This window comes from Paenibacillus agricola (assembly GCF_011440305.1).
GTDB classification, from domain to species: domain Bacteria; phylum Bacillota; class Bacilli; order Paenibacillales; family NBRC-103111; genus Paenibacillus_S; species Paenibacillus_S agricola.
The window spans coordinates 492,169-512,240 of sequence record NZ_JAAOIW010000001.1; the positions used below are offsets into that span (position 1 = coordinate 492,169).

14 protein-coding genes are annotated in these 20,072 nt (G+C 44.8%); 2 read left to right on the forward strand and 12 right to left on the reverse strand.

Annotated elements, in window-relative coordinates:
- Positions 1-351: 351 nt before the first annotated feature.
- From G9U52_RS02365 to G9U52_RS02410, 10 genes are all read right to left on the reverse strand, one after another.
- Positions 352-4,035, reverse strand: a complete 3,684-nt coding sequence (locus G9U52_RS02365) for a dynamin family protein (RefSeq protein ID WP_166145573.1) — start codon at positions 4,033-4,035, stop codon at positions 352-354.
- A 68-nt stretch (positions 4,036-4,103) separates the two neighbouring features.
- Positions 4,104-4,376 (reverse strand): NAD/NADP transhydrogenase alpha subunit, encoded by a 273-nt coding sequence (locus G9U52_RS02370; protein WP_166145576.1) that lies wholly within the window; start codon positions 4,374-4,376, stop codon positions 4,104-4,106.
- A gap of 33 nt (positions 4,377-4,409) precedes the next feature.
- On the reverse strand, positions 4,410-5,081 hold the full coding sequence (gene nth / locus G9U52_RS02375; protein ID WP_166145579.1) for an endonuclease III: 672 nt from the start codon (positions 5,079-5,081) through the stop codon (positions 4,410-4,412).
- Between the two features lie 181 nt (positions 5,082-5,262).
- Complete coding sequence (locus G9U52_RS02380; protein ID WP_166145582.1) at positions 5,263-8,013, reverse strand: S-layer homology domain-containing protein; 2,751 nt, start codon at positions 8,011-8,013, stop codon at positions 5,263-5,265.
- A gap of 70 nt (positions 8,014-8,083) precedes the next feature.
- Positions 8,084-8,665 (reverse strand): GerMN domain-containing protein, encoded by a 582-nt coding sequence (locus tag G9U52_RS02385; RefSeq protein ID WP_166145585.1) that lies wholly within the window; start codon positions 8,663-8,665, stop codon positions 8,084-8,086.
- A 13-nt stretch (positions 8,666-8,678) separates the two neighbouring features.
- Positions 8,679-10,343 (reverse strand): N-acetylmuramoyl-L-alanine amidase, encoded by a 1,665-nt coding sequence (locus G9U52_RS02390; protein WP_166145588.1) that lies wholly within the window; start codon positions 10,341-10,343, stop codon positions 8,679-8,681.
- 183 nt (positions 10,344-10,526) lie between these two features.
- The gene (locus G9U52_RS02395) at positions 10,527-11,879 is read right to left on the reverse strand and encodes an AAA family ATPase (RefSeq protein WP_375790222.1); all 1,353 of its coding nucleotides are present in this window, start codon (positions 11,877-11,879) and stop codon (positions 10,527-10,529) included.
- A 142-nt stretch (positions 11,880-12,021) separates the two neighbouring features.
- Positions 12,022-12,555, reverse strand: a complete 534-nt coding sequence (locus G9U52_RS02400; RefSeq protein ID WP_166145594.1) for a hypothetical protein — start codon at positions 12,553-12,555, stop codon at positions 12,022-12,024.
- Positions 12,556-12,735: 180 nt separating this feature from the next.
- The gene (locus tag G9U52_RS02405) at positions 12,736-13,227 is read right to left on the reverse strand and encodes a cell wall elongation regulator TseB-like domain-containing protein (RefSeq protein WP_166145597.1); all 492 of its coding nucleotides are present in this window, start codon (positions 13,225-13,227) and stop codon (positions 12,736-12,738) included.
- Entirely contained in the window at positions 13,224-14,531 is a 1,308-nt protein-coding gene (locus tag G9U52_RS02410) for an amidohydrolase (protein ID WP_166145600.1), read from the reverse strand. The genes G9U52_RS02405 and G9U52_RS02410 overlap by 4 nt, the downstream gene beginning before the upstream one ends.
- Before the next feature lie 277 nt (positions 14,532-14,808).
- Here G9U52_RS02410 and G9U52_RS02415 point away from each other — a divergent pair, with 277 nt between their 5' ends.
- Both G9U52_RS02415 and G9U52_RS02420 read left to right on the forward strand, forming a co-directional pair.
- Positions 14,809-15,429 carry a DUF47 domain-containing protein gene (locus G9U52_RS02415; RefSeq protein ID WP_166145603.1) on the forward strand — a complete coding sequence of 207 codons (621 nt, stop codon included), beginning with the start codon at positions 14,809-14,811 and terminating at the stop codon, positions 15,427-15,429.
- A gap of 27 nt (positions 15,430-15,456) precedes the next feature.
- Positions 15,457-16,455, forward strand: a complete 999-nt coding sequence (locus G9U52_RS02420) for an inorganic phosphate transporter (protein WP_166145606.1) — start codon at positions 15,457-15,459, stop codon at positions 16,453-16,455.
- A gap of 69 nt (positions 16,456-16,524) precedes the next feature.
- Here the strand turns inward: G9U52_RS02420 and G9U52_RS02425 are convergent, their stop codons facing one another.
- Together G9U52_RS02425 and G9U52_RS02430 are read right to left on the reverse strand one after the other, a co-directional pair.
- The gene (locus G9U52_RS02425) at positions 16,525-17,166 is read right to left on the reverse strand and encodes a redox-sensing transcriptional repressor Rex (RefSeq protein WP_166145609.1); all 642 of its coding nucleotides are present in this window, start codon (positions 17,164-17,166) and stop codon (positions 16,525-16,527) included.
- Complete coding sequence (locus G9U52_RS02430; RefSeq protein WP_166145612.1) at positions 17,163-20,012, reverse strand: ATP-dependent DNA helicase DinG, 3'-5' exoribonuclease type; 2,850 nt, start codon at positions 20,010-20,012, stop codon at positions 17,163-17,165. The genes G9U52_RS02425 and G9U52_RS02430 overlap by 4 nt, the downstream gene beginning before the upstream one ends.
- Positions 20,013-20,072 lie beyond the last annotated feature (60 nt).

Here is a 20,072-nt window from a genome sequence, read left to right on the forward strand (position 1 = left end):
AACAAAGCCGCCCTAACAATGGCCGCCTCCAGAACAAGAAACAACAAATACGCATAATAAATCATATTCGTTTGTTCCCAGTAGCTTTCACAGCGGTGGTAAACCCACTTGCGAAAGCGTTTGCTTTTAAAGAATCTTAACACCATCCACAAAGCGCGGCAACAAACCGATCCTCCATAATTGTCCTTATCAGGAGCTAATTCCCCGTATACTTACAAAATAGGTACGTTATCCACTTATCTCTTACGAATTATACACATTTCCGCCATATGTAAACCCTTTCACGAAATCTAAAAAAAAGTGGCTGTCCGGTATCGGACAACCCCCATTTATAGACCTGCTTGCATTTGGTTACTCATTAAGATTCATTAAAATATCCTGCTTAGCTTGCAGCATGCCAATGTCAATCGGCAGCTCTAAAGCAACAAGTTGTCCGTCCACATATTCTTGAAGCTCCACAAGAATTTGCTTCGACATTTGGTCATACCAGGACTGCAATTGGCCGCTGTAAGCGGAATCCAGCCAAGCAGCCTGCCCTGCCACATAGGCGGTTAACGGCTCAATCAATGCCGCTTCCAGCTCCTTGCGCAAATTTTGCTTGCCTTCACCCTCGAAGAAATGCTTCGCATTTTTATAAAAGCCGGCAATCCATTTGGGCTGGATGGAAGTCGCCTTGAAGGGCTCTGCCCCCTCTGGGGTTTGGAACGATACAGCTTCATACTCCGATGGTTGAAAAGCGGCCAGCTCATTTTGCAGCCCTTGCATCCATTGCTGCCTCCTTTTGGCGGCTTTGCTATGGATCGCTTTTTCAATGCGCAAGGTAATTGCCAAAACCTCTTGGGACAAGTCAAAAGCAATCATCCGGCAAAGATCATTCCACGCAGCACCTGCGATCGCTTTGCCATCTTGGCCTTCCTCGCGAAATACGGCGGGATTAAATGCAAGATTAAACAATTCGCCGAAGCGGTAGGTCGCCCGCTGCTTTACATAATAAAGCAACTCATCAATTTCTTTGCGCAGCTCTCTTTCTTCAGCGTTCGTTCCGAGATTACCCAGCATTACCTCTGCTTCATGAAATGCCTTACGGATAGCAGCAGCACGAGTAAAACGCTCACTCTCGTCGGATTGTGCACTTACAATCCATTGACTAAGCACATCACCCGCCCGCTTTAAATCAGCCTGGCCGGAGCGAATCGCAATATCGGTTAATTCCCCCAAGGTGAAGCGGACAAAATCTTGTTCAAACGCTGTAATTCCTGAAGCTTGCACCGTATCTTGCTCAGCTGCCAGCTTGCCTTCTAAAGCATAGTAACTCGACATCGGGTAAATCCGGGGATGGCGAATCCCCTGCTGCTGCAGATTCGTGGAAACATGGGTAACCACGCCCTCCAGCTCCTCGCCTGATGAAGCCAAGTCGGCAGCATTGACGATAAAAAACATTTTATCCAGCTCAAAGCTATCCTTAACACGACCGAGCTGCAGTAAAAACTCCCGATCCGCCTGAGAAAACGCATGGTTGTAATACGTAACAAATAAAATAGCATCGGCATTCTTAATATAATTGAAGGCAACCCCAGTATGCCTGGCATTAATGGAATCTGCTCCAGGTGTATCCACAAGAACAATACCTTGGTCGGTTAAAGGATTAGAATAATACAATTCAATCAGCTCGACAAAGCAGGACTTGCTTTCGTTAGCTGCATACGTCGCGAACTGGTCAGCATCTACCCGCAATTCAGCGCCTAAATCGCCCTCTACCGCATCCCAGCCGTTTTCTACAGCCTTCAAAAACGTGTAATGCGGCTTGCCCTTGGCGGAAACTCGGTCAGCCGACAGCTTGCGGATCGCCGCAAGGCTTTCTGGCAGGCTTGTTGTATAGATTCCCAGAATCTCCAACGAGTAGCGGATATCGTCGGTTAAGCTATCCTTGGTTTTCATACGAATCTTTGCCGTCCCATGCGGCCAGCCATTTTCCGGCTCAGGCGGCATAATTTTGTTGATCGCCGCCGTTGTTGGATTCGGTGATACCGGCAGCACCCTCTCGCCAATTAAAGCATTGGCGAATGACGATTTGCCGGCGCTGAACGCGCCGAATAGTGCGATCGTAAAGCGATTGCGCTGAAGCCGCTCCGCCTTTTCCAGCAAGGAGCGGCTGATGCTTGCAAGCGGCGCCAGTCCCGCGAGCGCCTCTGCGCCAGCGGTCAGCCGCATGGCGGCATCGCTCAGCCGTGAGCGGTGCGCGCCCTGCGCGAGCGGCTGCGTGCCTTCGCGCGTGCCGCGGCTCGCCGCGGCGACCGCCGCCAGCGCCGCGCGCGTGGCGTCGCCAGCTGCGGCCGCCAGCAGCGGTGCTGCACTCGGCGCGGCCTGCGCCGCTGCGGCCGGATCCGGCAGCGCCGGCACGGCTGCGCTCACGGCCGCGAGCGGCGCCGCCAGTGCAGCGGCGTAGGCCGCGTCGGCGGCGGCGAGCCGTTCGAGCTCGCGCAGGCTGCCGAGGCGGCCGTGCAGCGCAGCAAGCTGCTCGCGAAGCCCGAGCAGTAGCGGCTGCTGCGCCGCTGCAAGCAACGCTTTCAGCTCCTCGATCAGCTCGAACGCCTGCTTGCGGTAAAGCAGCTTCATTTCCGCTGCAAGCTGCTTCATATAATTTAATGTATATTCGCCATTAAAGCTGGCAGCTTGGTTGACTTGCGCAGCAATCCATTCAGGCTCTACCTCTACATGCAGCCGCTCTACCCGCTCCCTAACATCCTCAGGGCTAATTGCTGCCCCAACGCCTTCCGAGGCAGCCTCCATCGCTTTAAGCAGCCCCTGCTGCAAATGCCTCTCTACCTGCGTAGCAAGCTGCCCGGTAAAATCATAGTGCAACGCCAATAGCCGGCGCTCCACCTCCTTCGCCGTTTTCGACGCACCGGCAAAAAGCCCTACCTTAAAGCCGGCTTTGCGGCTCTGTAAATATTCCTGCGCCAAATCCCTCGTTACCGACGGTGTAATATTGGCGTTCTCCAATAATGTCGCCACATCTTTTCTCAGGGCTGTACGCAAGGCCTCAGGCTTCGCTTCAGCCGTATCCAACGTATTACTTAATTCGACTGAGCGCAGCTGTGCAGACTCAAGCTCCTCGTCTGCAGCTACCTGCAAACGCAGCTGCTCCTTGATCGGTTCGTTACGCTCAGCTACCTTCTCAGCATGCTCCTTGGTCAAATGCTTTGCGGATTTTTCCAAGCTTAGCTCTGATAACGCTACACGCTGTTCGATCAGACGCTCTAGGAGCCAGCTAAGCTTGCCCCATTCGCTATGCGGATGGTCCGGCACTTTAACGGATGTATATACAATCCCATCTGGTTTAATATGCCAATTGGCAAACGCCTCCACTACACCAGCTTGATAAGCCGCAAAAGACAACTCTTGGTCTCGGTGCTTATCCACTTGATTAATAATTAAGTAAAGCGGCTTACCCCACTCCTGCATTTTTTTCGTGAATGCAAAGTTTATTTCGGATTGCACATGATTATAATCCATCACATAAAAAACCACATCTGCTAAATGCAAGGCAGATTCCGTTGCCAAATGATGTGCATCATCTGTGGAATCAATTCCCGGCGTGTCTAGCAAGCATGCATGCTCACCCAAAAAAGGTATGGGATAACGCAGCTCTATCGTTTCTATCGCTTCGCCATCACGGCAATAAGCCGCAAGATCGGAAAGCGGCACGATCTGCGTTTTTTGCGGGTGGCCTTCCTCCTGTGCCCGATGTACAACAATAGCTCCTGATTCGCCGCTACTGATCCGTACAATGTTTGCACTTGTTGGTATAGGGCTTGATGGCAAGAGCTGGTGTCCGCATAGCTTATTGATTAAACTGGATTTGCCTGCAGAGAAATGCCCACAAAATGCTATATATAAGCTTTCGCTGTCCATTTTCTGTAATAGCTGTTCCATTTTTCGAGCATTCTCTTGATCCTTTGCTTGTTCTACCTGTGCAAGCAAGGTACGGATCACATTCTCCATGGTTTCTCCGAGTAAAACTCCGCTGTTCATTTCCTGATCTCCCCAATATCCAATATTCTTATCCCCAAACAAACAAAAAAACCGAATGGCTTCGGTTTTTAGTGTACCATACTTTCAGGGGACGGAATAAAAATTTCGAACAGATTACCATGCTGCAAAATAGTAATATCTCTGTCTCGAACCTTCATAACAACAACCTCTAGTTTTGTTTTCATACGTTCTAAGTAATTATCAGGAACTTCGCCTGATTCCATAACCGTAATGCCTTCCACTTGCTTTTCTTCATTGTCGGCCAGCTTTAAGTCAATCACTGTTTCGTAGATATCGGAAAACACTTCAAAATCATTGGTGTATACGGAAATACATTTCATATTAATCCCATCCTTATCAGTATGCTGTTTAATTTATTGTGCTTTAATAGACTTCCTAAGACTGCCGGATTTCATGCGTTTTTTTCCTTCACGACAACATTCTAACAATGGGCAAATCATACACTGGGGATTTTGTGCCTTACAGTGATAGCGTCCAAAAAATATAAGCCTGTGATGGGTATCCGTCCATTCATTTTTCGGTACTAGCTTCATCAGCTTATGCTCCACTTCGAGCACATTGTCTTTTTCACTCGCCATTGCCAGTCGCTTAGCTACTCGCTCAACATGAGTATCAACTGCTATAGCAGGCACTCCAAATGCGTTGGATACAACCACATTCGCTGTTTTTCGACCTACACCAGGCAACTCCACCAATTGCTCATGTGTTTGCGGAATTTCGCCATCATATTTATCCAGTACGATTCGGCAAAGTGCCTGGATGTGTTTAGCCTTGTTTCGGAAAAGCCCAATGCGGCGAATATCCTGCTCTAGTTCATCCAGTGGAACCGCTACATAATCCTCAGGACTTTTATACTTTTGAAATAATGTAGCCGTTACTTTGTTAACCGTTTCGTCTGTACATTGTGCAGATAACAACACAGCAATCGTTAGCTCAAACGGATTAGCATGGTTTAACTCACAGTGCGCATCCGGAAACATCCCGGCAATGGTATCAAGGATACTGCGGGCTTGCTTCTTGTTCATGGAGTGGCAAACAGTCCTTTGTCTGTGATATACATTTCAGTGTAACGAATCTGGTTTAAGTAATCAATCTAAACATGGGCCAAAAACCGAACTTTTAACGAATTTTTATCTGTTTTTAATAAAACCGCCTATATAATAGGAGCAATCTCCTATATATAGACGGTATTTGTCTGTAAAAGCCTTATGGTTTTTCGATTTCTATAATTTTATCGTCCAATACATATAAAGAGATTTCTTCATTTTCGACAAAACCATTGGCTGCTACAGCTGTAGTTCCTTTATGCAGATAAGCTTTCGCAAAGAAATTATAGGTTGTTTTTTCGCCAGCCGCATTTGGCTTTAACAGCAATTGATTTAACACATTATCATAGGATGACACAGTTCTCTTGGAGGCTGCTGCAACAGTAATTTGCACCTTGTCGCCAGCATTTTTAATAATTTCGACACGGTCATTCAGCTTAAGCGCACTAAGTGCAGCCAAGGATACCCCATTTTGCTTAATTACAAATTGCAAGCCAACTGGAACCACTTGGACATTTCCAGTTACGAGCTCTTGAATAGTTACCGTGCTTGTTGCTGTATCTACAGCGGTAATTTTGCCACGCAAAGTATCCAGTAGCACCACTTTTTCTAAGACACTGCCCTTATACGAAACCTTAACATATTCATCCGCTTGAATATCCTCGAAGTTGTGCGTCGCCTTCGAGGGATTTGAAATTAAATCGTTATTAGTTACATCGAAGACAAACAAAGCACCTGTATCATCCTTCACACTAACCTGTTTGCTGCTCGGATTGGCGATGAGAACTTTATATACTGCCGTTTTTTTCAATGAAATCATATTTATCATATCCTGTGATTGAGTCAAAGTCCCGTTGATGGTGTCTCCAATCTTTAAATCTGTCAATATCCCATTAGGATTAGAATAGCTGCTCACCGTCAGTCCATTTAACACTTTAAAATTAATATTTTGTCCACCAATCGTTCTTAGTGTTATTTCATTGGCAGTCGTATTAAGTTGGGTTACTGTGCCTTCTACTTGTGTAGTTAACTGGATGGTCAGCACTTTATCCTTCGACACCTTCAAATCAACCTTCTTGCCCTTCGTAAGATGTTCAGCAAAGTTCGATATCGGAAGCACTGCCTCCCACACCTTAAGTTGGGTATTGTCGGTCAGTTTATAGGCATAAGGCGTACCACTATCATTCGTAACGGTTAGAAGCTTTGCATCGGGATCATAATTGACGATGGTTGCCAATGTCATCAGATTGATCGATCTGCTCATTACTGTAACCTTCACAATCTTCTCATTCAGCAATTCCAATTTCACATCGTCGCCAATTTCAAGATCAAAGAAGCTTGGATTTGTTAATCCTTCTATTTCTACAATAGCATTATCAGCAATAAAGTAAGCTCCCAGCGTGCTGCCTGGTTTATTAATAGTAAGAATTTTTTTATCTTCACTTAAGCTTGTTAAAATCCCTTGAATGGCCGTTGTAATATCTGCCTGCTTACGTACAATAACGCCAACAATTTCATTGGATTTAACCTCATAGCCTACCATATCACCAATACGCAGCTTACTTATATCTGTCAAGGTCCCATCAGGAAGAGTTACGGCAATTTTCGCCGATACTGGATAGGTCTCTGTCTGTCCAGACGCCTGGTCGAGAAAGGAGATGGAGTTTTGCTCCTTTTGGACGCTGGCCACCGAGCCTTCACCCGTTTTACTTAAAGGCACCTGTTTAACAACAATTTGGCTAACCTTTGAATTGGGGATAATCATATTGCGTTTCAATTCAATAATACTGCCTATCGGGATGGTGCCAATACTCAGCCCACGCCCTTCTGCATCCGTCACGGCAACATTTGTTGCCAATTCTACTAAATTGATCCCATTTGCTTGGGTAATGGCCACCCTCATTTGGTTTAAATAGAGCTCTTTTAAAGTACCCTCTAAAGACTCCATCTTTTGCTCTTCGCTGGTTAATTCCACGTAACTGGCGACGCCCAAATTTTGAATAATATAAACTTCATTTGTTTCTTTGAGCGTTGTCGAAGGGATTCGGCTGTCGTCCTTGGCATTATAAATGACCGTGCCCACGTTCATCGTGTATTCACTCGATTGTCCCTTATCGTTTTGAATTGTGAGCTTGTTATCTTTCATGCTGAGCACATAGCCAATAACAACGCGCTCCGAACGTTGTGTCAACTCTTTGTCTGCCCGACTAAGAAAGGTTGCCATTTGTGCACGAGTGACAGTCCCAGCTGGCTGATAATTATTCTCATCAATACCATTAACAATTTTCAACGATACAGCGGCGTTAACATAACCTACTGCCCAAGAGGAGAAATCCTTGGCGTCCTTAAACACCGAGGAGGCAGCCGCAAGCTGTGTAGCCAAGGATTCCTTGCCAATCGTTCTAACTACTACCTTGGCTACCCATTCCCTACTAGCCGGACGGGATCCCCAGGCTGTTTTATTAGTGGCCGTGCCTTCCGTTTCTTCTTTGATTGTAATGAGACCCTTATCGAAGGCAAACGCAATATATGGCTTAAAGAAGCTATCTACAACTACCGGCAAAGCCGGGTCCGATTTGATCTTTAATACTTCGCTTTCCAGCCCCATCATCCGGATCGCCATGACAATAGCTTCTTGCTGGGAAACGGAATTTTCCGGTTTGTACTCTGCCTTTTCATAGCCTTGGATAATACCAAGTGAAGCCAGCTTCGTAATATGCTTGATAGCCCAATGCTGAGGACTAACATCAGCAAATTGAGTTATTGTAGTTGCAGCGCTGTTGGTAATGCCCACTCCTGTTGTTGGTGTTATTGGATCAGCTGCATAAACTGGGCTTGCTAGAATCATCGATAACGCCATGAGTCCGGCAGTAATTTTTGTTGTAGGGATTTGGGTATACTTATTGTTCATGCAAATGGATCCTCCTGATAAAATGTTATATGATATTTCCTAATTCGTTTGCATCTTTTGGTTATAGATATTAGCGTTTAATCGGATGTGGAAGCTCCATATGGCCCATTAAGCTATCAACGGCTTTTCCATCTAATAAAAACTCTATACTATTAAGCTCAGTGAATTGGAATAAGGTTTGCTTCAATGCCTTCAGCAATAATTCCTCACCCCCAGCACCTAGCCTTGATTCTGGAGCCATGGATGCATCAATCGTAAGCAAACCATTTTTAGCCGATACCGTCTTAAAGGTAAAGCCTTTAAATAAAGGAAGCACAGTAGCATCTGTACTGGTGCTCAATGCTTTGAGCGCAGCCATATATTTCTCATCATCCTGTTTATAAGAAATCGTTGTTTCTTGCTCTACAAGCTTATCTCCATTTTCGTTTCCATAATAAGCTTTAATTTTTAATTGCTTAGTGTCCGCCGCCGGTGCTGCTGGAACCGTTGCAGGTGCTGGAGTTGTGGTTGGACTGCTTGTTTGGGTCTGTGGTTTACTCATTGCTGGGTCGGCAAGTGGTGGTTGTACTGGTGACTTCGTTTGCCCGCATGCTGATAGCAACGCGAGCATCCCGATGCCCATGATGACATTTCTAAGTAGTCGGTGCTGCATCGTTTCCCACTCCTTATTCAATATTCAATTGCTCTTTAATACCTGCAACGATAGATGCTGCAACTTTATTTTGTAAGGCATCTGTAAACATTGCTTCTTCCTCGGCACGGTTAGTTAGAAACCCAAGCTCCAACAAAAGTGATGGCATCGTCGTATTCTTGATTACATAAAAACCACTTTGCTTTACTTTTCGATCGGAAAACCCGGATGCTTTTACAATTTTCTCGTGCATTAATTTGGCAAAAGCCAAGCTTTTTTCGGAATAATAGTAAGTTTCTACACCTTCAATTTCCTCTTTGGTCGTAGCATTGCCATGAATGGATACAAACAAATCCGCAGTTCGATCATTAGCAATAGCAGCTCGTCCCTCGAGCTCAACAAATGTATCCTTATTACGGGTTAATACTGCCTCAATCTTTGGCTCCTTAGCTAATAAGTTGAATACCTTTGTTCCCATGGCAAGTACAAAGTCTTTCTCCAGCCTGCTTGTCACTGATAAAGCTCCTGTATCCTTGCCACCGTGCCCCGGGTCAATCACTACCGTATAACGCTCCTTGGCTGGCACGAAGCTCCAAGCTAGCTGGGTGGCTGAATTTGCAACTGATGGCTGCAAATCTACTTTGCTCTTTAAATCTATTATTATTCTAACGATAGATGATTCTTTTGAAAATAGCAAATAGCGAGTTTTCGAGATGGAATTGCTATTACCACTGACTATGCCCTCTCCGCTTGTGTTTAATTTTAAGGCTGAATCAAGCTTAGCATTTGGAATATCAATCTGGATGCTGCTAGCGGTTTTGCTTATAACAGCATTCGGTACAGCCTTTGCACCACTTAAGCGTACAATTAACTGTTCATTAACGATAGAGATACCTTGAACCGTAGTTAAACTCTCGTTCTTAACCTCTATCTCCTTACTCCCGACATAGCCTGGAGGGTTATTTGTAAAGGTTGGAATGGGTTTCAAAGGAGCAGCTGTAACGCCCGAGTTCGGCGCAGCAGCAGGTTGCTCCTTAATGGGGTCTGCGGGCTTTGTTGGAGCCGAAGGCTTATCTTTGGAACCATCTACTGGAAGGCTGGAAGGCGTTTCTACAGGCGGCTTTGTAGAATCCTTCACAGGTGGTTTCGTTGATCCTTCATCCTTGCTTATATCAATGGGTGCATCCGCAACAATCACTTTTTCACCTCCAGCAGGTGCTGGATTGGTAACAGGTGGTACTGTTTCAGGCTTAGTGCCGTTTTCTTCCTTGGACAAAAATACAGACTGCGTTAGCTCGTCCCAGGTTACTTTAATTCCAAATTGTTCACTTATAAAGCGCACAGGCAGCATCGTATTCCCGTCAATTATGGAGGGTGCTGTTTCAAGCGTAACGGCTTTTTTATTAACAATTGCATTCTTTTTACCAATGAACATTTGGATATTAACATCGGCTTTGTCTAAAGTGACTTTTCGTGAGGGCTCGTCCCATTGGACTTTGGAGCCTAGGGATTGTGCGATAATACGCACAGGCACAATCGTATTGCCATCATTATTAATCTGTGGAGCTACCTCCGCAGTCAGCTGTTTGCCGTCTAGAAACAGCAGAAGTGGCCGCGGCTCAGATTCAGCCTGTGCCATCAAGGGGTAAAGAAACAGAGACAACAGCAATAAGGAAAATATTGTAGTAAAAACTCTCATTTTACACCTCAACTCATTTTATGTATTTGGATATAGCTTCTTCATGTGTGGAAGATTGGCAAATCTATGTATAACAACACTCTATTAGACGGTCCAAACCTTAAAAAGTTTCGAGAAATGACAAAAAAGCCCTTCGCAACAGGTTACGCCTGTATGCTTAGGGCTTATTTATGCCTATACTAGCTAAGCGATTTGCGCTTTTGCTTGATCTAAAAGCTGTCGGAACTGGTCACCGGACAAGGTTTCTTCCTTAATCAAAATATGCAGGGACTGTTGGAAGACGACTCTATGATTCTCTAGTAATTGTCTTGTTCTCTTATTAAGCTCATCCAAAATAGCAGAGTTTTCCTTCATCAATTCTTCCTTCGTCACCATCTCACGATCCACGATCCCCAGCTTGGTTAACCCTGAATCCATCATGGTGCGAACCAAATGCAAAGCCTGCTCAAAGTCATTTCGAGAGCCTGTGCTGCGTCCTCCATAAAACATTTCTTCCGCAGCGGCTCCGCCAAGAGCAATAATAATCTGCTCCTCCAAATTTTCCTTCGTATATAAATATTGATCCTGCTGCGGATTATGGCGTACATATCCTAAAGCCTTCCCACGAGGGCTCAGTGCTACCTGAGAAACTGAACCTGGACGAACCGCTTCTGCCGCAATAGCATGTCCCAGTTCATGCAAGGCAACCCGGTCACGCTCTTCCTTGGTTGATTCTCTATCTGTTTTCTCACCAAGCATAACCTTATCAACCGCTTGCGATAAATGGCTTTGCTCAATGAATAGCGATTCTTGACGCATTGCATAAATCGCCGCTTCATTCATTACGCCTTCAAGCTGGGCACCAGAGAAATGAAAGGTTTCTTCAGCAATTTGCTCCAAATTCGCATTTTCTGCAAGCGGTTTGTTTTTGGCATGAATGTTAAGTATGTGTAGCCGGCCTTTTTTATCAGGCAAGTCCACCTCTATGTGCCGGTCAAACCGCCCTGGACGAAGCAATGCACTATCCAGCATTTCTTTGCGGTTCGTAGCAGCCACAATAAGCACCCGCGGTGTTACGGTAGTATGGATACCATCCATTTCTGTCAATAGCTGATTTAAGGTCTGGTCATATTCTCGATGCTGGCCACCATCTCTTTTACCACCAATAACATCAATTTCATCAATAAATATAATGGCGCTGTCCTTATTTTCTTTAAGGGCACGGGTTCTCGCCTCTTTGAACATATCACGAACCCTGCTTGCCCCTACACCTACATACATTTCTACAAATTCACTACCCGATGCTGCCATAAATACGGAGTTGGTATAATGTGCTGCCGCTTTGGCCAGCAAGGTTTTGCCTGTTCCGGGAGGCCCGGTTAACAATATGCCTTTTAATGGGCGGATACCAAGCTTTACAATTTCTTCATGCTTAATCAGAAAATCCAAGGCTTCCTGCAGCTCAGTTTTTGCCCGCTGCTGCCCGCCAATATCATCAAAGGTCATATAGCTCGGAGATGCATTCCTCGCTTTACGCTCGGAGCCTCCGATGCCCATACTCGCACTACGCATCCTGTTCATATAAAATATAGTACCCAAAATGATCATCATGAAAATAAGAGGAATGGCGTTTATTCCTATAAAAATGAGGAATAATAAAAAAACAGGGATAAAACCGATTGCAATCTCTTTATATATCTTATCCATTTATCCACACTCCCATTTGGCTTGATGTTCGAGGCAGCATCAAATATTTACTTTTTCCACCATCTGTTAAGGCAATATATACATATTTATCGTCCATTTCCGTAGCTACCTTAAGCCCATCGGCCTCCAGAGTACGGGCTTGTAACGTTTTGGGAATTTGTGTATATTGTTTGGTTTCCATAGCCTGTGCGACATCAAACAAAGCAGAAGACCACCATTGATCCATTTTAGGGGTAGAGTCGTTCAAAACCTTAAGCTTCAATTCCTTCTTTCCGATTAATGTGGAGCCTTCGGTCTGAATACGGCTATACACTTCCCTCAGACTTGTGCCCGGTTCTAGGTTTAATTCTATTAGCACTTCTTCACTAGAAATATGTGTGTTTACTAGCTTCACACCAGGTGTTTGGCTCGCAATAGAAGACAAAGGACTTTCCATGGCAACGCTTTGGTAGGCAAACCATCCACCAAATAGCAATGTCGCTGAAATGGCAACACTTAATAGTATGGGTAAGAATCGCAGCTTCATAAAAGTAGTCTGTCCCCTTTCTATGAATAAAATAATTGATACTGTATACTATTAGTATATCACATTTGCTACATGATGCGAGAGCTCAAGTAGATGGAAATTCGAACAAATTCGCACAGTATGAGAAAAACCGCACTTCACCTTAAAGAATTTAATCTTTCCAGTTCATGCGGCTGCTATTTATTGAATGCTTAATCGATACGTATCCATCCAAACTCCATCTTTAAATGCATAATAATCATAATAATAACGGTCAGGATTGGATGCCTCCGCATCGATTTTGTAGAAAACCTCCCACACCAAGTTGCCATTCCACACACCAGGAACAATTCGTTTAAGATTCGCTGCGGGCTGGCGCGTTAGTACGATGGCTTTAATCGCCTCAGATGTCATTCCATCAGCAGCCATTTGTGAAAAGATCTGGTTTCCACCTACCCAAACAATTAATTTCTGGCCGATTTTATCCTCACCATGAATAATCGTATACGTCTGCTCGCCTACAAACTTTTCTACCTTGGAGGCTTTTGTTAAAATCGTTTTTTCGTATGCGGTTTGTACATCAGCACGTTGAAGTGCCCATTCCTTCTCTTGAACGGAATTGTAAAATTGAATGCACAGAAATAATAACAATGCTGCAGCAACGCACGCTGCTGCTGTTATTCTTATCTTCATTGTACAGTGGCTCCGGTTAAGCGCTCAAAGCAGCTTTGTGCCTCAAACAATATTTTTTCCTCATCTAATGTAAGGCAGCTTCCGTCTTTAACAATTCTGCGGCCATCAATCCAGACATCGGTAACATCCTTAGCTGAAGCCGAATAAATGACATGTGAAATAAAATTCGTTTTCGGGAAAAAATGCGGCTGGTCAACGTCCAAAGCGATAAAATCAGCCTTCATGCCTGCTTGCAAAGCACCTACATCATCTAACCAAATCGATTTCGCTCCGTCCAAAGTACCCATCCGAATTGCAGCTTCAGCTGGAATCGCTGTTGGGTCGCCGCTTACACCCTTATGGATCAGCGCTGCAAGCCGCATCTCCTCAAACATATCCAGATTATTGTTACTGGCCGGACCATCAGTTCCCAAGGAAACCTTAATGCCTTTACGAAGCAGCTCAGGTACCCTGGCAATACCACTTGCCAATTTCAGGTTGCTTCCCGGGTTATGGGAAACACGCACATCATATTGCGCCAATATATCAATTTCTTCATCGGTTAGATGAACTGCATGGGCAACAATGGCAGGGCGAGAGAATAATCCCAGCTTAGCCAGGTGGGCAACCGGCCTTGCTCCATATTGCTCTGTATTTTCCTGGACTTCACGAGCCGTTTCCGACATGTGAGTATGAATAGGCAAACCCAACTCATGGGCTACTTCTACAATCCGCTCGATATAATCAGGAGGGCAAGTGTAAGGGGCATGGGGAGACATCATCGTGGTAATGCGACCACCCGCTTTGCCATGCCAATCCAGTGCGAACTGTCTAGCTTCAACAAGCTTGGAGGTTTGCACCTCAGGTGGGCATAAGCCGATAACACCGCGAGTCAAGCAGGCACGCATACCACTTTGTTCGACCGCCAATGCTACTTCATTCATATGGTCATACATATCCACAAAAGTCGTTGTACCGCCCTTTAGCATTTCCAGAATGGATAACAAGGTTCCTGAACGTACATCATGGGCAGTAAATTGGCCTTCCATTGGCCACATTTTTTCCTGGAGCCAAACCTGCAACGCCAAATCGTCACCGTAGCCGCGTAGCAGCGACATCGCCGCATGATTATGGGTATTAACTAGCCCTGGCATAAAAAGCTTGTTGGTGCCGTCAATTTTTTCATCAAATAGCTCCAGCGGCTCGGGAAGTTGCTCTCCTATATATGTAATCAAATTATTTTCGATTGTCATGCATCCGCGAATTATTGGATTGTGTTCGTTTAATGTAAGAAATACACCGTTTGTTATTATTGTTTTTGTCATATTCACCCTAATCCTTTCAAAATATAAGCTTCATATTTTACTGTACAACTTCATAGTTTTAAAATCAAGTATGGCCGCCGTTTAGATCAATTCGAAGCTTTTTTGCATATAGTTTGATGAACGTACATAGGATTGGGCAAACTATCATTGCATTAAGAACCGACTATATGGTATTTTTAATTTTGTGTAAATTTTTTTATTATATTGTCGTATTTTGCCGCTTTAATTAACTATATTTATTAATTTATTGTAAATATACATCCAAGGAGGTTGTTTCATGCTTTTCACTAAAAAAAATGACGCTGATTTCTTGCTGCTTTTGGTCAAGTCATCCGAAAACACATTAGAGGCTGCACAAATGTTTCGCAATGCTGTTATGGGTGACCAACCACCGGCTTCCTTTTGCCCCCAGCTCAAAGATTTGGAGCATAAGGGAGACCAAATTACGCATCAAATTTTCAAAGGGCTTAATAAAGTATTTATTACACCGCTTGACCGGGAAGACATTATGGTGCTTGCCTCCAAGCTTGATGATGTTATTGATGGGATTGAGGCTTCGATCGCTCGCTTCGATTACTTAAATATCACCATTAGCGACAATTATATGAAAGATTTTTCTGCAGTAATCGTAGCTAGCTGCCAGCACATCCTTGATGCCTTCAAACTGCTTGCCAAGAAAAAGTATATGCAGATCAGTGAGCATACCGTGCAGATTAACTCCCTTGAGAATGAAGCAGACCGCTTAATGCGCGAGGGTATCCGTGCCATCTTCTTAAATCCCAAGGATCCGTACCATGATTTTAAATTAAAAGAAGTTTACGAGCGTCTAGAGCAAACAACAGATGCCTGTGAAGATGTAGCCAATATATTGGATAGCGTGATCATGCGATATTCATAAGCTGTGTGATATTTCTAGGAGGAAATTATGTTAATTACATTATTTGTTATTGTTGGTTTGGCACTTATATTCGATTTCATTAACGGATTTCATGATACTGCCAATGCCATAGCTACATCCATTTCAACCCGGGCACTTACCCCAAGAATTGCCATATTCTATGCAGCAACCCTCAATTTTGTTGGAGCTGTTATTTCCTCCGAGGTTGCCAAAACCGTCGGTGGTAAAGTAGCCAACCCGGCAACAATCCCACATGGTGTAGAAATTTTGATTGCTGCCTTGTTAACCGCCATTTTGTGGAACTTGATTACTTGGTATTATGGCATTCCCTCTTCTTCCTCCCACACGCTTATTGGCGCATTGGCAGGCAGTGTTATTTCGGGAGCCGGCTTTTCGGCATTAAACTGGGATGGTTTTAAAGAAATCGTCATTATTTTAGTGCTATCGCCTATTATTGCATTTGGCTCCGGTTTTATTATTATGTTTATCATTCGCTCAATCGTTCTTGCCAAGGCTAATCAGTCCCGCTCCAAAATGAACAATATGTTCCGCACCTTCCAAATATTTTCTGCAGGGCTGTTGTCCTTATCGCATGGAGGTAATGATGCCCAAAAAGCAATGGGGATTATGGTATTTGCGCTAGTAACCACGGGCTACCAGACGACTTTGGATGTACCTATGTGGGTCAAATTGTCAGCGGCAACAGCGATGGGACTGGGCACTTCTATAGGTGGTTATCGGATTATTAAAACAATGAGCAGCAAGCTGCTGAAGATTGAGCCCATCAACGGCTTTGCTTCAGACCTTAACTCCTCCATTATTATCCAAGCCTCCACGGCGTTGGGAATGCCATTATCAACCACCCATGTAATATCCTCATCGATTATTGGGACGGGAACCGTTATGAGATTTCATGATGTCAAATGGTCAACGGTATCGAAAATGGTCATGACTTGGATTATTACCATTCCAATTTCGATGGTTTTCTCTTTCTTTATTTATAAGGTAATTGTTTTTTTCATGTAACCATTGGAGCCTCAGGGCTTACATAAACCAAAAAACCGACCAGGATCAGCATCCCGGCCGGTTTTTTCGTTATTCGATAATGTCCTTGGTTTCATCTAAGTAATAAGCCAGGCTTTGCAGCTCTGCAGTAAAGTCAGCATGATGGACACGGATTTCATGGGGAACTTTTATAATGATCGGAGCAAAATTAAGAATCGCCTCAACACCGCCGCTGACAAATTGATTGGCCACATTTTGCGCTTCAAACGCAGGCACTGTAATAATACCAATCCGTACTTGCAGGTTTTTGATCGTATTCGTCAGCTCACCCATCGGCTTTACTTTAAGGTTGTTGATCGACTCCCCGATTTTGGAGTCATGGGCGTCGAATACAGCCACGATTTTCATATTGTCCTTTAAATAAGCATTATAATTGCATAATGCGCGTCCCAAATTGCCCGCTCCGACTAAAGCCACTGGAATGACTTTGTCAATTTTAAGGATATGCCTAATTTTTTCAATCAAATAATCAACATCGTAGCCAATCCCTTTTTTTCCAAACTCTCCGAAATAGGCAAGATCCTTACGGATTTGGGCTGGATTAAGATCCAGCTTTTGTCCCAAATCCTGAGATGACACTGTATTTACATTTTTTTTGCTTAGCTCATTCAGATAGCGAAGATATATGGGCAGCCTACGAACGACAGCTTCCGAGATTTTGACTGTTTTCATATTTCGCTCTCCCCCATCCATTGCTTAATTCTGCCCACCAATTGGGTGGTTGGCATATGCTCGATCTTGGGTCCGGGCAGCGAGTACAAAAAATATTTGCCGTAGCTCGTATCAATAACGCGGGTATCATAAATAATGACAATCCCCTTGTCCTTAGTCGTCCGGACTAGACGGCCGAATCCCTGCTTGAATCTGATCACGGCCTGGGGCACCGATAATTTCATAAAAGGGTTCAGGTTTAGCTTCTTTAAATTTTCCATCTTAGCCTCGACCAATGGATGGTTTGGGGGCTGAAAAGGCAGACGAACGATGGCCAAGCAAGTTAAGGCATCACCGGGGATATCTACCCCTTCCCAGAAGCTACTGGTTCCCAATAGAACGCTAGCGGAGTTATTCTGGAACAAGCGGGTTAACTTGCTGCGATTGCTGCTATCCACCCCTTGGCCTAAAACGCCAATTCCGAAGGGACTTAGCTTCTCTTTTAAAGCAGCATGGGTTAGCTTCAGCATACGGTTGGATGTAAAGAGCACCAGCATTCGGCCCATCGTTTCTACAGCAACCTCAGCCAGCGATTGCGCCAGCTCCGCAAGAAAATGCTTTTCGCCCGAATTCCCACGGATGCTTGGGAAATCTCTTGGGATTGCAACCAAGGCCTGCTGCCGGTAATTAAAAGGCGATTGCAACTGTACAGTCTTCACCTTCGTATCAGGTGCGGTGGTATCCAAGCCTAATTGCTCGCAAGTATAATCAAAGGATTTGCCAACCGACAGTGTAGCTGAGGTCATGATCACACTGGCCTTTGCCTCAAAAAAATGCTCCTGAAGCATAGGGCTCACGTCAAGGGGTACACTAATTAACTGAAGCGACTTGCTTTTATTGCTTCCCGCTTCAAGCCAATATACATAATTGGGATCCGCCAATGCCATAAAAAAGTGAAGATTATCACGTTGCCTATACAATTCTTTGACGCTTCCGCTTATATCTGTGACTAGACCAGCTACATCCAATACTTCCTGCTGGTCTTTGACCTCGCTAAGCAAACGGTCTAATTTCTTTAAGATTTCAGAGGATTTTAAATACATATTTTCCTCTAAGACTAACAGCTTATCCCACTGACCGGGCTTGTTTTCACTCTTCAGGCGGTAAACAAGCTGGCCGGATTCCGACTGGGTCGGATCGGAACGGGAGGCAACAAGCTGATAGAGCAGGTCGGTCAGCTCATCCCATTCTTCTTTAAGATGGAGCAGGCCTGGCAACAGGGTATCAATAGCCTTGCTCCATGCAAGCCCCTTGTCGTTATCAGCCTTGCTTAGCCTTAGGCTTAGCGTCGGCAGTTGTCCAGTTCGGCTATCCTTGTACAGCCACCACAAGGCGCCTACAAAGGCGCCATACGCGACTTCAATCCCTAAGTGCTTGCTGGCCACTTCCTCGAAATGATGGGCTTCATCGATTACAAGATGCTTATAGCTTGGAAGCAAGCGGCTTTCCGCCTTCGTGTCGGTAAATAGCATGGAATGGTTCGTAATTACAAGGTCTGCTGTGCTCGCATTATTGCGCGCACGGTGGTAGAAGCATTTCTTAAACCAAGGGCAAGCTCGATTCAAGCACGAATCCGTATCACTTGCAACGGTATGCCAGAATTGGCTGCCTTTGCCGCTAAAATGCAGCTCCTCATCATCTCCATGCTCAGTTTCACTTAACCAAACGAGCATTTGCCCGGCAGTTAAGCGATCCTCTTTACCATATTCGAAATCCTGCTGCCCCATTTTATGCTCGAATTTTCGCAAGCATAAATAATGGCTTCTGCCCTTGAACACCGCTGCGCGAAATCCAATCGGGAATAAATCCATTAACAGCGGGATATCTCGTTCACGAATTTGCTCCTGCAAATTAATCGTATGGGTGCTAACCAGCATTTTTTTATCATGCTTCAACCCGTAATATAAGGCTGGGATTAAATAACCAAGCGATTTCCCTGTACCTGTGCCTGCCTCGATCATTAAGTGGCGCTCCTGCTCAAACGCTGTTTCCACCTCTGCAAGCATAGTCTCTTGGGCTTCGCGATCCTCATAGTCCTTAAAGCGTTCTTTTAAGGCCAGCTTCAGCTGTGCGTAGAAGGAAGCGAAATCATCGGGCATGGCCAATACATCCTTGTCCTCACGCGGCGGGTCTTCTTCACCCCAATCCTTAACTGCGAGAGAGAATTGCCTATAGTTCTGCCCAGTTTGCACATCTTCACCCGGAAACATTTCCTTAAATGTAATCATTTCACGGACAAACCAACCAAAGTCGGTCGTCACCTCGTCAAACACCATAGATAACCGCTGTAAGGTGAGCAAGGATAATTGCTGAAAACGCATTAAGCAGCGTATCCATATAAGAGCCGTGACTTCAGCGTCACTGTCTGCTTGGTGTGGCCGCTCATGCTCAATCCCAAAAGCCTGGCAAACCAGGCTTAATTGAAAGCTGGATAAGGAAGGAAACAACACACGCAATGCTTCAATTGTATCAAGCACCTTGCCATCAAATGAGAAATAGCCATGCTCATCAAGAGCACGCTGCAAAAAAGCTAAATCAAAGGCGATCTGATGTCCGACTAATACACAATCCTGCAAAAGCGGTACCATATGCGCCATAACCGTTTCCAGCTCCGGAGCATCGCTAACCATATCGTCATCTATGCCAGTTAAAGATATTATAGAAGAAGGTATACTAATCCCTGGATTTACCAGAGAAGTATACCTGTCCGTGATTGTATCATCAACTATTATGACGAGGCCAACTTGAATTATGCGGTCCGTTGTCTGGCTTCCGGTCGTCTCAAAGTCCAAAACCGCGAATTTCATTACTTTTCTGCTAACTCCTTCAGTCTTATTTTCCTTTAAGCATACCAATACTTATCAGAA

What these genes read in the sequence shown, in the direction of transcription:
- G9U52_RS02365 (WP_166145573.1), bottom strand. Translation starts at nt 4,035, where the DNA reads ATGAACAGCGGAGTTTTACTCGGAGAAACCATGGAGAATGTGATCCGT.
- G9U52_RS02370 (WP_166145576.1), bottom strand. Translation starts at nt 4,376, where the DNA reads ATGAAATGTATTTCCGTATACACCAATGATTTTGAAGTGTTTTCCGAT.
- nth (WP_166145579.1), bottom strand. Translation starts at nt 5,081, where the DNA reads ATGAACAAGAAGCAAGCCCGCAGTATCCTTGATACCATTGCCGGGATG.
- G9U52_RS02380 (WP_166145582.1), bottom strand. Translation starts at nt 8,013, where the DNA reads ATGAACAATAAGTATACCCAAATCCCTACAACAAAAATTACTGCCGGA.
- G9U52_RS02385 (WP_166145585.1), bottom strand. Translation starts at nt 8,665, where the DNA reads ATGCAGCACCGACTACTTAGAAATGTCATCATGGGCATCGGGATGCTC.
- G9U52_RS02390 (WP_166145588.1), bottom strand. Translation starts at nt 10,343, where the DNA reads ATGAGAGTTTTTACTACAATATTTTCCTTATTGCTGTTGTCTCTGTTT.
- G9U52_RS02395 (WP_375790222.1), bottom strand. Translation starts at nt 11,879, where the DNA reads ATGGGCATCGGAGGCTCCGAGCGTAAAGCGAGGAATGCATCTCCGAGC.
- G9U52_RS02400 (WP_166145594.1), bottom strand. Translation starts at nt 12,555, where the DNA reads ATGAAGCTGCGATTCTTACCCATACTATTAAGTGTTGCCATTTCAGCG.
- G9U52_RS02405 (WP_166145597.1), bottom strand. Translation starts at nt 13,227, where the DNA reads ATGAAGATAAGAATAACAGCAGCAGCGTGCGTTGCTGCAGCATTGTTA.
- G9U52_RS02410 (WP_166145600.1), bottom strand. Translation starts at nt 14,531, where the DNA reads ATGACAAAAACAATAATAACAAACGGTGTATTTCTTACATTAAACGAA.
- G9U52_RS02415 (WP_166145603.1), top strand. Translation starts at nt 14,809, where the DNA reads ATGCTTTTCACTAAAAAAAATGACGCTGATTTCTTGCTGCTTTTGGTC.
- G9U52_RS02420 (WP_166145606.1), top strand. Translation starts at nt 15,457, where the DNA reads ATGTTAATTACATTATTTGTTATTGTTGGTTTGGCACTTATATTCGAT.
- G9U52_RS02425 (WP_166145609.1), bottom strand. Translation starts at nt 17,166, where the DNA reads ATGAAAACAGTCAAAATCTCGGAAGCTGTCGTTCGTAGGCTGCCCATA.
- G9U52_RS02430 (WP_166145612.1), bottom strand. Translation starts at nt 20,012, where the DNA reads ATGAAATTCGCGGTTTTGGACTTTGAGACGACCGGAAGCCAGACAACG.